The sequence below is a fragment of the Williamsia sp. SKLECPSW1 genome (assembly GCF_054332755.1).
Genome location: NZ_JBTGLI010000001.1, coordinates 1,767,635 through 1,780,745, shown reverse-complemented (window position 1 = coordinate 1,780,745; position 13,111 = coordinate 1,767,635). Strand labels below are relative to the sequence as shown.

13 protein-coding genes are annotated in these 13,111 nt (G+C 65.0%); 2 read left to right on the top strand and 11 right to left on the bottom strand.

The window, feature by feature from the left end; all coding sequences use genetic code 11:
• Window positions 1–2: 2 nt before the first annotated feature.
• The 5 genes from ACXVUM_RS08095 to ACXVUM_RS08075 form a co-directional block, all read right to left on the bottom strand.
• Entirely contained in the window at window positions 3–1,025 is a 1,023-nt protein-coding gene (locus tag ACXVUM_RS08095) for an MCE family protein (RefSeq protein WP_458521310.1), read from the bottom strand.
• Window positions 1,025–2,326, bottom strand: a complete 1,302-nt coding sequence (locus ACXVUM_RS08090; protein ID WP_458521309.1) for an MlaD family protein — start codon at window positions 2,324–2,326, stop codon at window positions 1,025–1,027. Before ACXVUM_RS08090 ends, ACXVUM_RS08095 begins: the two co-directional genes overlap by 1 nt.
• Before the next feature lie 4 nt (window positions 2,327–2,330).
• Complete coding sequence (locus tag ACXVUM_RS08085) at window positions 2,331–3,191, bottom strand: ABC transporter permease (RefSeq protein ID WP_458521308.1); 861 nt, start codon at window positions 3,189–3,191, stop codon at window positions 2,331–2,333.
• Window positions 3,191–3,997, bottom strand: coding sequence for an MlaE family ABC transporter permease (locus ACXVUM_RS08080; RefSeq protein WP_458522821.1), 807 nt, complete (start codon window positions 3,995–3,997; stop codon window positions 3,191–3,193). The genes ACXVUM_RS08085 and ACXVUM_RS08080 overlap by 1 nt, the downstream gene beginning before the upstream one ends.
• A gap of 193 nt (window positions 3,998–4,190) precedes the next feature.
• Window positions 4,191–4,535, bottom strand: a complete 345-nt coding sequence (locus ACXVUM_RS08075; protein WP_458521307.1) for a winged helix-turn-helix transcriptional regulator — start codon at window positions 4,533–4,535, stop codon at window positions 4,191–4,193.
• Window positions 4,536–4,640: 105 nt separating this feature from the next.
• Between ACXVUM_RS08075 and ACXVUM_RS08070 the strand changes: the two genes are divergently transcribed.
• Complete coding sequence (locus ACXVUM_RS08070; protein ID WP_458521306.1) at window positions 4,641–5,474, top strand: SDR family NAD(P)-dependent oxidoreductase; 834 nt, start codon at window positions 4,641–4,643, stop codon at window positions 5,472–5,474.
• An 86-nt stretch (window positions 5,475–5,560) separates the two neighbouring features.
• On the opposite strand, the gene ACXVUM_RS08065 is transcribed toward ACXVUM_RS08070, so the two are convergent.
• The 6 genes from ACXVUM_RS08065 to ACXVUM_RS08040 form a co-directional block, all read right to left on the bottom strand.
• Complete coding sequence (locus ACXVUM_RS08065) at window positions 5,561–6,322, bottom strand: SDR family NAD(P)-dependent oxidoreductase (protein ID WP_458521305.1); 762 nt, start codon at window positions 6,320–6,322, stop codon at window positions 5,561–5,563.
• A gap of 4 nt (window positions 6,323–6,326) precedes the next feature.
• Window positions 6,327–8,132 carry an AMP-binding protein gene (locus tag ACXVUM_RS08060; RefSeq protein WP_458521304.1) on the bottom strand — a complete coding sequence of 602 codons (1,806 nt, stop codon included), beginning with the start codon at window positions 8,130–8,132 and terminating at the stop codon, window positions 6,327–6,329.
• 21 nt (window positions 8,133–8,153) lie between these two features.
• Window positions 8,154–9,455 carry a lipase family protein gene (locus tag ACXVUM_RS08055; RefSeq protein ID WP_458522820.1) on the bottom strand — a complete coding sequence of 434 codons (1,302 nt, stop codon included), beginning with the start codon at window positions 9,453–9,455 and terminating at the stop codon, window positions 8,154–8,156.
• 235 nt (window positions 9,456–9,690) lie between these two features.
• Window positions 9,691–10,578: a GGDEF domain-containing protein gene (locus ACXVUM_RS08050; RefSeq protein WP_458521303.1), complete on the bottom strand. Its 888-nt coding sequence runs from the start codon at window positions 10,576–10,578 to the stop codon at window positions 9,691–9,693.
• Between the two features lie 375 nt (window positions 10,579–10,953).
• Window positions 10,954–11,109, bottom strand: coding sequence for a hypothetical protein (locus ACXVUM_RS08045; protein WP_458521302.1), 156 nt, complete (start codon window positions 11,107–11,109; stop codon window positions 10,954–10,956).
• Window positions 11,106–12,383, bottom strand: coding sequence for a cytochrome P450 (locus ACXVUM_RS08040; protein WP_458521301.1), 1,278 nt, complete (start codon window positions 12,381–12,383; stop codon window positions 11,106–11,108). Before ACXVUM_RS08040 ends, ACXVUM_RS08045 begins: the two co-directional genes overlap by 4 nt.
• A 91-nt stretch (window positions 12,384–12,474) precedes the next feature.
• Here ACXVUM_RS08040 and ACXVUM_RS08035 point away from each other — a divergent pair, with 91 nt between their 5' ends.
• On the top strand, window positions 12,475–13,107 hold the full coding sequence (locus ACXVUM_RS08035) for a TetR/AcrR family transcriptional regulator (RefSeq protein ID WP_458521300.1): 633 nt from the start codon (window positions 12,475–12,477) through the stop codon (window positions 13,105–13,107).
• Window positions 13,108–13,111: the final 4 nt, after the last annotated feature.

Below are 13,111 nucleotides of genomic sequence, written 5' to 3'. Positions count from 1 at the left end.
GTTCATCGACACACCTCAGAGTGGCGTTGACCGCCGACCTGGGCGAACAGTCCGGGCGGGAAGAGGACGCCCGCGAGGCTGACGTCGAGATTGCAGTCGTACACGTTGAGATAGCTGCCGTTCTGCGACACCCGCGAGAACGCCGCCAAAAATTGCGGCAGGTCGGCACCGACGGTGGTCGTCAACTGTGGTCCGTTCATGTTGATGAGATCGACGACGGAGGAGAGGTTGGTGACTGCCGCAGGAAAGATCGGGTCGACATCGTCGAGGACCCCGTCGAGCCGGGCGGCGACGGTCGCGGTCTGGTCCAGCGCACCTGTCACCGTGGCGCGGCGCGCGTCGAGCGCGCCGACGAGTCTCGCCGCATCTCGGATGAGGTCGCGCGTGCGGATGTTGTGCGTGGCGAGGGTGTCGACCACCGAACTCAGGTTGGTGAGGATGTCGCCGAGGATGTCGTCCTTGGTCGCGAACTCTTCGGCGAGCGAGGCGCTCTCGGCGATCAGGGCGCTCACCGACACCCCATCGCCCTGCAGTGTCTTCACCACAAGGGTGGACAACGAGTTGATCTGCTCAGGCTTGAGAACGTCGAACAGTGGTTGAAAGCCGTTGAGGAGCTTCGACACGTCGAATGCGGGCTCGGTGTGCGCTGTGTCGAAGACCAAGTCGGACGGGCGTCGTACCTTGTGCGATCCGAACGGCAATGTCAATGCGAGGTACCGTTGGCCGATCAGGTTCTGGTAGCGGATCAGGACCTTCGTGTCCTGGTACACCGACTGGTCGCTCTGCACGGAGAACCGGACGCGGGCCAGCGTGCCGTCGAGTGCCAGGCTCTCGACCCTGCCAACTCGTACGCCGGCCATCCGGACGTCGTCACCGGGTCTCACACCCGAGGCATCGGTGAATGTCGCGGTGTACGTGACGGTCCGGCCGGACACAGGACGGAGCAGCGTCGACCACATGGTCCAGGTCAGTCCGAGGGCGACCACCACGAACAGAGCGACGCCGATGACCGTCCTGCTCCGCATCAACGTCCACCACCGGAACGGCCTGTGCCGACCGTGATCGACTTGCCGCGCAGCAACGGGCCGAGCAGTATTCCGGTCACCGTGTCTGCGGGTCTCCCGAGGAAGGCCGTCAGAATGCGCTGTTCGGCCGCGCTCCCTACTCCGCCCACGTTGCCGCCCACCGCCGAGACGAACGATGTGTCCGACAGCGATCGTGGGCGCAGCGCGTCGGGGAGCGAGCCGCGACCGCTCGCCCGGGGAGCAGTCCGGCAACTCGGACCCGACATCGATCCGTATCGAGGACAGTCTGCAGCGCCGTACGGCGTGAAGGGCGTGAAGGACACGTCGATGTCGAAAAAGAGACGTCCGTTGGTGCCGGTGAACGCGCGACCCAGGACAGACGCGCCACGGTTCAGTGCGTCGAAGGCGGCGGGGATCGTGTCAGCGGTCGCGGCCACGGCTCCGATGGTGGCGTCGAGTCCGGTGATCAAGCGAATACCCCCGGTGACGTTGGCCGGTGTCAGTACCCCGTCCACACGGTTCACCGCGCCGGTCGCGCTCGTCAAGAAGTCGGTCAGTGACTCGGATCGGGTCGCGAGTGTCCGAGCGGGCCGCAGGGACTTCGTCAGGGTCGACACGAGCTCGGGGGCCACCCTTCGCAGGCCGCCGATGGCGGAGTCGAGGGCGCGGAGATCACCACCGGCATCGTCGGTGGCGGCATGAATGTGGGCGAGGTAGTCGGTGAGATGTGCCATGGCGGAACCGAGTCCGGCCCCTCGTCCGGACAGCGCACCGGAGATGACGGACATCGTCTCCGCCAGGCGGGCGGGGTCGATGGCGGCCAGGACCGTGCGGATCGAGTTCATGGCCGTCTGCAGCGCCAGGGTCTGCTGCGACGTGTCCTGAGCGATCTCGGTCCGGTCGGTGAGGTGTCCTCCCGATCCCGAGGCCGGACCGACCAGCTCGATCGCCGAGACCGCGAAGATGTTGCTGGGTACCACCCGGGCAGTCACCGATCCGGGAATCGATTCGGCACGAGAAGGATCCAGTTCCATTGCCACCGAGCTCCGCTGGTCGTCGACCAGGGACACCCCGGAGACCTTCCCGACCACCATCCCTCGAAACCGGACATCGGCGTCGGGTGGCAATCCGTCGCCGACTCCGGAGATGATCGCGGTCACTCGGGTCGTCGGCGTCATGACACCCTGGTAACGGGCTATCAGCAGCGATACGACGGCCCCGATGAGCACCAGCGCGATCATGCCCCGTAGCAGGAGTGTCCCGGGCCTCGTGCCGCGCCCGGTCGCGTCGAGATAGGTCACGCCGTCACCCCGAGATCCGGACACCAGGCGAGTTTCCCCACATCGCGAGTGTGAGCAGGGTGTTGACGATGACGACGATGACGATGCAGGCACGGATCGCCCTGCCTGCGGCCGCCCCGACACCTTCCGGTCCGCCGGAGGCGTAGAAGCCGTAGTAGCACTGGACGAAGGTCGTGACCATGACGAAGATCAGAGCCTTGCCGATCGAGTAGGCGACGTCGGTGCCGGACAGGAACGAATGGAAGTAGTGCTGGTATGTGCCGGCTCCCGCGCCGCCGCTCTGGAAGAGAACGACGACCTCTGCCGCGATGTAGTTCGCCGCCAGGCCCACGGTGTACAGCGGGAGGATGGCGACCATGGCGGCGATCATCCTCGTGCTCACCAGATAGGCGAGTGGGTCGATCGCGAGCGCCTCGAGTGCATCGACCTCCTCCGATATCCGCATGGCACCGAGTTGGGCGGTGAACCGACAGCCCGCCTGTGCCGCAAAGGCTATGGCGGCGATGAGGGGACCCAGCTCCCGGGTCGATCCGAATGCGGAGACGGCGCCGGTGAGCGGCCCCATCCCGAGGAGCTTCAATGCGCCGTATCCCTCGATCCCGACCGTGGCGCCGGCGAACGCGCCCAGGAGAACGATCACGCCGACGGTGCCGCCACCGACGACGAGTGCGCCGTTCCCCCAACTCACGTCGGACAGCAGACGGCCGACCTCGGTCCTGTACCGCTTGAGCGCGAGGGGGATGGACATCATCGACCGGACGAGAAAGGTGAGCTGGTGGCCGAGAAGGAGTATCGCCCGCTGTGGCGGATCGCTGATCGAGACCAGTGGGACGAGCCATCGCGGACGGTAGGTGGCGATGGTCATCAGATCACCTGCGGAGGAATCAGGATGGTGTACAGCTGCGTGAACAGAACGTTGACGCCGAACAGCAAGATGGTCGAACTGACCACGGCGGCGTTCACAGAGTCGGCCACACCTGCAGGGCCACCCTTGGTGGTCAGCCCTTTGTCACACGCGACCACGGCGACGATCGCGCCGAACGTCACCGATTTGAGCAGGGCGAGTATCAAGTCGCCAGGGGTGGCGAACGCGGCGAAGGTCCCGAGGTAGCTGCCGGGAGTGCCCGATTGCGCGTAGACATTGAACACGTAGCCGGTGATGAACCCCATGAAACAGACGACGCCGCAGAGCAACACACTGACGAGCATGGATGCCGCGAGACGCGGAACCACCAAGCGTTGAACAGGGTTGATCGAGATGATCACCAGCGCGTCGATCTCCTCACGAATGGCTCGCGATCCGAGGTCTGCGCAGATCGCCGACCCGACTGCGCCCGCGATCATCAACGCGGTGACCATCGGTGCCCCCTGGCGGATGATGCCGAGCCCACTGGCGGCGCCGGCGAACGAGGTCGCGCCGACCTGGTTCGCGATGGTGCCGACCTGTATCGACACGATCACGCCGAAAGGGATCGCGACGAGCAGAGTGGGAAGGACAGCGGTTCGCGCCATCACGCTGCACTGAGTGACGAATTCACCGAACGGAAAGGACCGATGCACGACGTCGGCCAGGAGATGGCGAGCCGACTCGACGGCCATCTCGACCTGTCGTCCGAAGGTCTGGACGGACCGTCGTGGGTGTTCTCGGACGTACCGCCGAGTACTGCTCATCAGCAGTAGCCGAGTAGCCGTCATGTCGCCTGCTCACCTCCGATCGCGAGCGTCACCCGCCTCGCAGCCGACCTCTGAACGCCGCCGGACCTTCAGCTTGTTACTACGTGTCCGTAGTAACACGGAACTACGGTAGCGTAGCAATCTGGCGTGGGAGATCGATTCAGGATTTCCTCGGCGGCAGGGTTTCCGGTCAGCGCTCAGCCGCTCTGTGGTCACGACGTGTCGGCATGTTCGTGCATCCCCAGACCGCGAGCGGCTGAAGCGCCGCTGCGAGGTCGCGGCCCAGACCGGTCAGCGCGTACTCCACCCGTGGGGGGATCTCCTTGTGGTCGCGTCGCTCGATCACACCAGCCTCACGCAGATCCCTCAGAGCCGAGATCAACATCTTCTCGCTGACTCCCTCGAGCGCGCGCCGCAGTTCGCCATACCTCGTAGGTCCACGGGCATCGAGTTCCCAGAGCACGAGGAACTTCCACCTCCCGCTGACGATCGACAGGGCCGCGTCCAGACCGCAATAGAACTCTCGGTTCGCCACGTCACACCACTTCTCCAGGGGCCGGTTCTCGGGTACGAACCACAAAGTTCGTACTTGTGGTCCGACACGGCCCGTGCTGTCCTTTGTCTACACCCGTACCGCGGCATGCACCAGCTCGCCGCCTCGCGCGAGCGACCATCGCGACACATCGGGAAATGCTTCAGCACAGAAGGATTCGAGAACATGGGATTTGTCGTAGCACCCTCCGTACCGACCGACGCGTCGCACGACCTGACCGGGAAGACGGCTGTCGTGACTGGCGGCACCAAGGGAATCGGTGCAGGGATAGTCGACCGCCTCGTCCGAGGAGGAGCCGTTGTCGTCGCCGTCGGCCGTTCCGCGCCTTCCGACCTGGGCCCGAACGTCCACTTCGTCGCCGCAGATCTGAGCTCCCTCGATGGGGCACGCGCACTTGTCGACGACGCGACACAACTGCTGGGGCACATCGACGTTCTGGTCAACAACGCCGGGAGCACGGTGCCTCGTCCCAGTGTCCTCGACATCAGCGACGCCCAGTGGGTCGACGACATCACGATCAACTACCTTGCCGCCGTGCGAGTCACCTCCGCGGTTCTGCCGGACATGTATCAGCGCGAATCCGGGGCAGTGATCAACGTGTCGTCCGTGGCGACGAACAATCCGGTCGGCCCGATCCTCCATTACGCCTCCGCGAAAGCTGCCCTCAACACCTACACCGTCGGGCTCGCCACCGAAGCCGCCGACCACGGCGTTCGTGTCAACGCGGTCAGCCCAGGATTCGTACCGACCGCGGCATCGCTGAGCGTCGTCGGTCCCGATGGCCCTCCCCCGGCATCCACGTTTCCCCTGGGCCGGTACGGGAATCCGAGTGACATCGCCGAAGTGGTCGCCTTCCTCGCGTCCAACCGCAGCCCATGGATCACCGGCATCAACGTAGCGGTGGCCGGCGGAACCCGGTAGAGACATTCTGGTGCAGACCCGGCGCACGTCTGGGACCTCATGTGCAATAAGGCAGACATACCAATTCGTCTGGGAGTGGTCCCAGGTCACCGTGCACCGAGTCTGATCGCTCCATCGAGTCGGACCGTCTCGCCGTTCAGATAGTCGAGATCGATGATCGTTGCCGCCAGCTCTGCGAACTCCTCCGGCGTGCCGAGGCGACGGGGAAACGGAACACTCTCGACCAGGTTCTGCCTCGCGCGCGGCCTCAGCGCCGCGAGCATCGGGGTGTCGATGCTTCCGGGCGCTATGGTGCACACTCGGACTCCGACATCGGCGAGGTCGCGGGCGGCCGCGATCGTCATGGCGTGTACGGCGCCCTTGGACGCGGAGTATGCGATCTGGCCGATCTGCCCTTCGAACGCGGCGACCGACGATGTCATGACGATCACCCCCCGTTGTCCGTCGACGTCGCACTGCGGCTGGCGCGCCATGACATCCGCCGCCAGCCGTAGGACATTGAAGGTTCCACATACGTTGACCGCCAGGACCTTCTCGAAGATGTCGAGCCCGTGTGTGCCCCACTGGGACAGCACTCGCTGGGTCCAGCCGACACCTGCGCAGGTGACCACGGCTCGCAACGCCAGTCCGGAGTTCTCGATCTCACCCAGCGCGTCGGCCATCTCCTGACTGCTCGTCACATCGCCTGTCAGACGACGAACATTCTGTACCGGGTCTGCACCCGAGTCGACTGCCTGCAGATCGAGTGCGAACACGGTGGCACCCGACGCCGCGAAGCGCGTCACCGCAGCCGCGCCCAGTCCGGATGCTGCGCCCGTCACCAGCACCGCAGACTCTCTGATGTCCACGACTTCACCGCTCCTGTTCAGGATCGCCGAGGGTGCGTGACCGTCGCTGCGCGGTCAGCCAATCCTTGTGCGCCGCACGTATCCCGCGCCGATCCACCTTCCCCGTCGCTGTGCGCGGAAGATCCGACAGGAACACGACGTCCCGTGGCACCTTGTACCGCGCCAGGTGCTCACGTACGTACCTCTGCACATCGCCCTCCGTCAGCTCGGACCGGAGCACCACGAACGCTGCGAGCCGCTGGCCGAACTCATCGTCGGGAACTCCGTCCACCGAGGCTTCGGCGACGGCGGGGTGAGCCGTCAGGAGACTCTCGACCTCGCCGGGGAAGACATTCTCGCCGCCGGAGACGATCATGTCGTCGTCACGGCCATCGATGAAGAGGAGACCCTGGCTGTCCCAATGCCCCACATCGCCGGTACTCATGAACCCAGCCTTCGTGGGTTTGCTCCCACCGCCCGAATATCCGTCGAATGCCAACGAGTTGCCGACGTGAACAGTGCCCTTGACCCCGGGGGTGGTGACGCGCGCATCACCGTCGTACAGGGCGACGGCGATACCGACCGGCGGCTTGCCGACCGTGCCGGGCGCGGCTTTCCAGTCCTCCGGCGTGGCGACCGTTGCTGTACCGGTCTCGGTGGATCCGTAGAGGTTGTAGATGCATGGGCCGAAGAGCGCCGTGGCGTCATCTCCGAGTGACGCGGGCAGCGCCGAGCCCGCGGACAACACGATCTTCAGTGCCCGGGTGTCGTGGCCTGCGATGAACTGCTCACCGAGATCAACGATCCTGCGCAACATGGTCGGCACGAGCACGACCGCGTCGCACTCGTACCGACCGAGTTGTTCCACGGCGAGCGCGGGATCGAACCGGGGCCCGTGTACCACGATCGTCAATCCGAGATTGAGTCCGATGATGAATTGAGACAGCGCCGTTCCGTGGAAGAGTGGGGCACACAGCAGAATCGTCTGACCGCGTCGCAGGGGAACGCGATCAACGAATTGCGCGGCCGCCAGTGGCGATGAGACGCGACGGGCCGCACCCTTGGGGACGCCGGTCGTCCCTCCGGTGAGAAGGACCAACCGACCCTGACTCTGTGGTCGCGGTGGTGGCCGGGTGTCACCGGTCTCGAGTGCGGTCTGCGTGATCGCCGACAGACGCTTGTGCGTCGGCAACTGCGCGAGTCTGTCCGCGAACTCGTCGTCGTAGACGAACGCCGACACGCCCTCTCGGTCAGATACATCCCGCAGCTGACGCCCGCCGAAGCCGGTGTTCATCAGGACCAGTCGCGCGCCGATCTTGCCGGCTGCGGCCATCGCCACGACCAGATCAGCACTGTCACGTCCCAGCACAGCCACCGTCGACGCATCAGTGATGCCTTCGACTGCCCACTGGCGGGCGACCGCGTTTGTGATCTGGTCGAGCTCGTCATAGGTGAACTCCAGGCCCCGGTCGATGAGAGCAACACTCAGCGGGCACCGTTGCGCACCTGCCCGAACGCCGCCGGCGATGGGGCCCAACCGACGTAGCTGACGGGCTTGGCGCATGATGCGATCTGGCCGTCGAACGTCCACGACCCCTGCACGATTCAGCACCCGCACCTCGTGGAGCGCCACGCCCAGTCCTCGACCCCGTTGTCGACGGTCGACGTCAGGCACGGAACCGCCTGCCAGAAATCTCTGTGTCGTCACGTGAACAGCACAGCCGAGCCGGGGTGACGCCGCATCGTGCATTCGCCCAACGCTGATGGAGCACGTTTGCGCATTCTCACATCCACAGGTGAGGCGAGGCGTCTCCGGGCCGAGGTGGGTCACCGAGATCGGCCAGTTGCCGGATCAACTACCAGGAAAGCCAGGCGGCAGAGGCGTGATCTCCGCCTTGAACCGGGGTCCTGGCGGCAGACCGCGAAGCACCGCAGAGGTCCACGCGACCGCGGGCAACCAACCGGCGAGGTCATTCACCGCGTGTTCCCCTGTGGGGACCGTGTAGAAGCGCAGGTCTGCGCCAGCCTTCCAGTACTTCTCCACGGTGGGTAGAACAACTCTGCTGGGCGGGATCAACTCATCCCAGAAGCCGTGGTACCAGAACACCGGAGTGTCCGGGATGTGCTTCCCGAGACTGTTGTCTTCCAGGACTTTCCGTACGGCCGGTTCGGTGTCCAGCGACTTTCCCGGTTGAAAGTACTCGTCGATGGGTCGCCAGGCACCGGTCAACGCGGCGGAGTACACGCACCGATGCTTCATGTCCGCGATGATCTGCTGACCGGCCGGTGTCAAGAGCTTCTTGGGATCGATGACGTCGGGGTACTGCTGCGCGACAGCGGCGAATCCGAGCCAGATCGTGAAGCTGCTGAAACCCGTCAGGCCGGGCTGCCTGGTCATCGCGTACCGCGCCATGGCGACCAGGTCTCCGGGGGTACCCCCGATGGCCGTCCCGAGGAGCCTGACGTCAGGGGCATATGTCTTCCGGAGTTCTGCGGCTCGGATCGATCCCGATCCACCACCTGAGTACCCGTTCAAGACGATTCCTGATCTGCTGAGTCCCAGACTTCGGTCGTTCTTCAGCGCCCGTAGACTGTCGAGGACCATCTGACCTTCATCGAAGGTGTTGAAAGTGTTGTACTTCCCGTCGAAGTCGGGCACGTTCACGGCGAACCCCTGTTCCAGCCAATACTGGGTCTGGGCGAGTTCTTTCATGGTTCCCGTTCGCAGCGTGTACGACGGGTTGCACGAGGAGTCGGTGGAGTCGATCGCCTCCTGGTAGGAGAGCACCGGACGGGGACTCCCGTTCCAGGGAATCCCCGGTATGAGAACGGTTGTGGCAGTGACGATCGGCCTGCCGTGCACGTCATTCGACCGAAACAGCAACTGCTTGCTGAACACCGGCACCGGGAGTCCCACGAATCTGGTCTGCACGACCCGCGACCGGACGATCTGGCCGGGGGCGTAACCACGGAGATTCGGTGGATCGTCGTACCACGGATCATCGTCGGGCACCGGTATCGGGAGAAGCTTGTACAGCTCGGGTTCTCTCGGCAGCTGCGGCAGTTGATTCTGATCGCTCGGGAACGACGGGGGGAATGGTGGCTCTGGCGCCGCGTTCGCCACCGTCAGACCGGTGCACAGTGCCGTAGCCACAACGCACACCAGCAGTAACCACCGTCGCACGATCTTCTTCACCACACACCCGCCCTTCCGACAGCGTTCTTTCCGACGCGACCATGAGTGTGAGGACGTCGAGTGGTGTGGTTCACCAGACATGTGCACACGAAAGCTGTGGCGACGGTTGTGCACATGCACGGATGAGTACGAGTCGAATCCCGTGGGACGGGTGATCCGGGCGTCGCCGCCGAGCACCTGTGTCCAGCAGGCCTCAGAGATCCCTTGTCGCCACGAAGCAACGATTCGAGCCCGCTCGCTTGGCCGCGTACAGAGCTTCGTCAGCGACAGCGAGCGACGCAGCGAGAGACATGTCGCGTGTGCGTTCACAGAACGGGACATACGTCGCAGCACCAACACTCGCAGTCACGATGTCGGCGCCGGATGCGGCGGCGTGCACCCGCTCAGCGAACTGCCGCAGGGTCTCGTCCAGAAGATGCGCGGCGACAACGAATTCGTCACCGCCGAATCGGGCGAAAACTGCACCTTGTCCTATCTCACGCCTGATGCGTGCTGCCATCTCGACGAGGATCCGGTCACCGGCGTCGTGGCCCAACCGGTCGTTGATCTGCTTGAAGTTGTCGATGTCGATGTGCAGGAGGGCGATGTCCGAGGGCGCACGTCGAATGAGGCTCCGCACCCGTGAACCGAACCCCCGTCGGTTCAGCACATCGGTGAGAGGGTCATGCGTGGCGTCGACGACGCTGCGCTTTATCGCGCCGCGCATGTCGGCCGCGAACACTCCTTGAAGCGTCACAGTTCCGTTGACCACCATGAGGGTCACCAGGACTCGCGCCGACACCCCGAACACGTCCCCCTCGCCCTTCGCCCAGCTCAACACGCCCAAGAAGACGATGACCGTGGACGTGAAGACGATGTGCGCAACACGTAGACGAATCCCCACGAAGTGCGCGACATACGCCCCCGTGATGGCGAAGAGGGATGCCCCGTACAACCCCGCTGCCGGACTGACGAACGCCAGAAGCACTGATGCCAGACCGAAGTCGGCGTACACCACGAACGCGATCGGGACGACCTTCGCACTGGGGCGATCCGACCACCAGATCGTGCCCAACCGAATTCTGCCGATGACGATCGCCACAGGAATCGTCGTCGCGAAGACGCAGCACGCGTATGTGGCTCGAGCCGGTGTGTGCGCTCCCTCAGGTGATATGGACGCCAAGGCACCCGCAAGGGCGAACATCGGGACAAAAGCAGCTATCCCGAAACGGATCACCCGCTCGCGCACTCGCAGGTGCCCCAGGCCGCTTTCTCGCTGAGGGATCACGTCGTTCACCTCTGCACTTGTTGAGCGGCTGGTGCCCACCGGGTAGGCAATGCCGCGGTCAGTGCGGGGAGGCTAGCAGTTCAAGTGAGGCGATTCGGTGCGCCTGGTGACCTCTTCACGGCAACAACCGCGCACAGGTGAACCCGCCGGTGTCACACCGGCGGGTTCACCTGTTCGAGCTGTGCGCGATCAGAAGTAGTGCGCGCGACCGGCGTTGAGCCGGCCGTTCTTCCCGGATGCCGCGAGCGTGGCGCCCACGACCGTCAGCACGATCCCGACGATCCAGATCCACGGCACAGAGATGATGACGCCAAGGATGATCGCGATGATCCCCAGGATCGTCATGGCGTCGAGTAGGTCACCGGCAGGCGCTTGATGCCGTTGATCCATCCGTGGCGCAGTCGTTCCGGGTCACCGAGTCGTGAGATGTCCGGGCAGTGGTCGGCGATCGCGTTGAAGATCAGGTCGATCTCCATACGCGCGAGGTTGGCGCCGATGCAGAAGTGCGTCCCGTTGCCACCGAAACCGACATGCGGGTTGGGGTCGCGCGTGATGTCGAAGGTGAACGGGTCGTCGAAGACGTCCTCGTCGAAGTTGGCCGAGCCGTAGAACATCCCGACACGCTCGCCCGCCTTGATCTGCACGCCGTCGAGTTCGACGTCGTGACGGGCGGTGCGCTGGAAGCAGTTGACGGGGGTTGCCCAGCGGACGATCTCGTCGGCGGCGGTCCGCGGACGGTCGCGCTTGAAGATCTCCCACTGCTCCGGGTTGTCGAGGAACGCGTTCATCCCGTGGCTGATCGCGTTGCGGGTGGTCTCGTTGCCGGCCACCGACAGCAGGATGAAGAAGTAGCCGAACTCGATCTCCGACAGCGACTCCCCGTCGAGGTCGGCGTTGACCAACTCGCTGACGATGTCCTCCGCCGGGCACTGCTTGCGCTGCTCGGCCATCTGGTACGCGTATCCCAGCACCTCGGCCGACGCGGTCGTCGGGTCGACGGTGAACTCCGGGTCGTCGGCGTTCATCATCGAGTTCGACCACTCGAAGAGCTTCTCGCGGTCGGCGCTGGGCACCCCGAGCAGATCTGCGATCGCGATGAGCGGCAGGTCGACGGCGACCTGGTGGACGAAATCACCGGTGCCCGACGCGGCCGCCTTCTGCACGATCTCGGCGGCGTGCTTCTCCATCTCCTCCTGCAGCGCGTGCACCGCGCGCGGGGTGAACAGGCGCGACACGAGCTTGCGGAGACGGGTGTGCTCCGGCGGGTCGTGATTGATGAGCAGCGCCTTGGTGATCTCGAGCGCCTCCGGCGGCATCGTGTCCTCGAACCGCATGATCACGCCGTTGGCGTTGGTCGACCAGTTCTCGTCGTTCTTGGAGATCTCGCGGATGTGCCGGTGCTTGCTGACCACCCAGTACCCACCGTCGTGGAAACCACCGCCGGATCCCTCCGCCTGCGCGTTCCACCACACCGGGGCGGTCTTGCGGAGTTCGGCGAACTCCGTGACCGGCATGCCCTTGTGCAGCAGGTCGGGACTCGTGAAGTCGAACCCGTCGTGCATGAAAGGGCAGGCGTGGGGATCGCGCGCCGCCGCGGTGGTGAGATCATTGGTGGTCATCGTTCTCCTGACGCTGGCGTTCGAGACGGTATCTAGACCACTGGTTCCGATACCGATGGTTACGGTACCACTGGCTCACGAAAGGAGCTACGTGTTCACACCCGATTCGTCACCGTCTCCTCGCGGGGGCCGCCCGCGCGACGAGACCGTCGACGGCAAGGTGCTGCCGGTGGTCCGTGACCTGCTGCTCGAGGTCGGCTGGAACGACCTGAGCGTGCGGGCCGTCGCCGCCAGGTCGGGCGTCGCGCGCGCCACCATCAACCGCCGCTGGGAGACGAAGGCCGGACTCGTGCTGCATGCGGTGCTCAACGACCGCATCCGTCTCGACGACATCGGCACCGATCAACCGGGCGGATGGATCGAGGACCTCATCGCGCAGAGCCGCGAGATCTTCTCCCACCCCGAGGTACGCACGGCGCTGCCCGGACTGCTCAGCACGTTCGAGCAGGACCCCGATCTCCGCGCCCAGCTGTGGACGGGTCTCGCCGGCCCCGCAGCGGCCCGCTACGCGACGGGCGGTGCGCCCGAGCGGCGTGACCAGGCAGAGGTCGACGCGCTCGCGATGATCATCATCGCCGCCGGGACCGCGCTGTTCACCAGCGTCCTGGCCCCGGACATCACCACCGAGCCGATCCGCGAGCGCATCGACGAGCTCCTCCACGTCGCGGCCCGCGAGGTCACCAGCGCGATGGACAGCACGACCGAGGGCACGCCGACCCACTGACCGC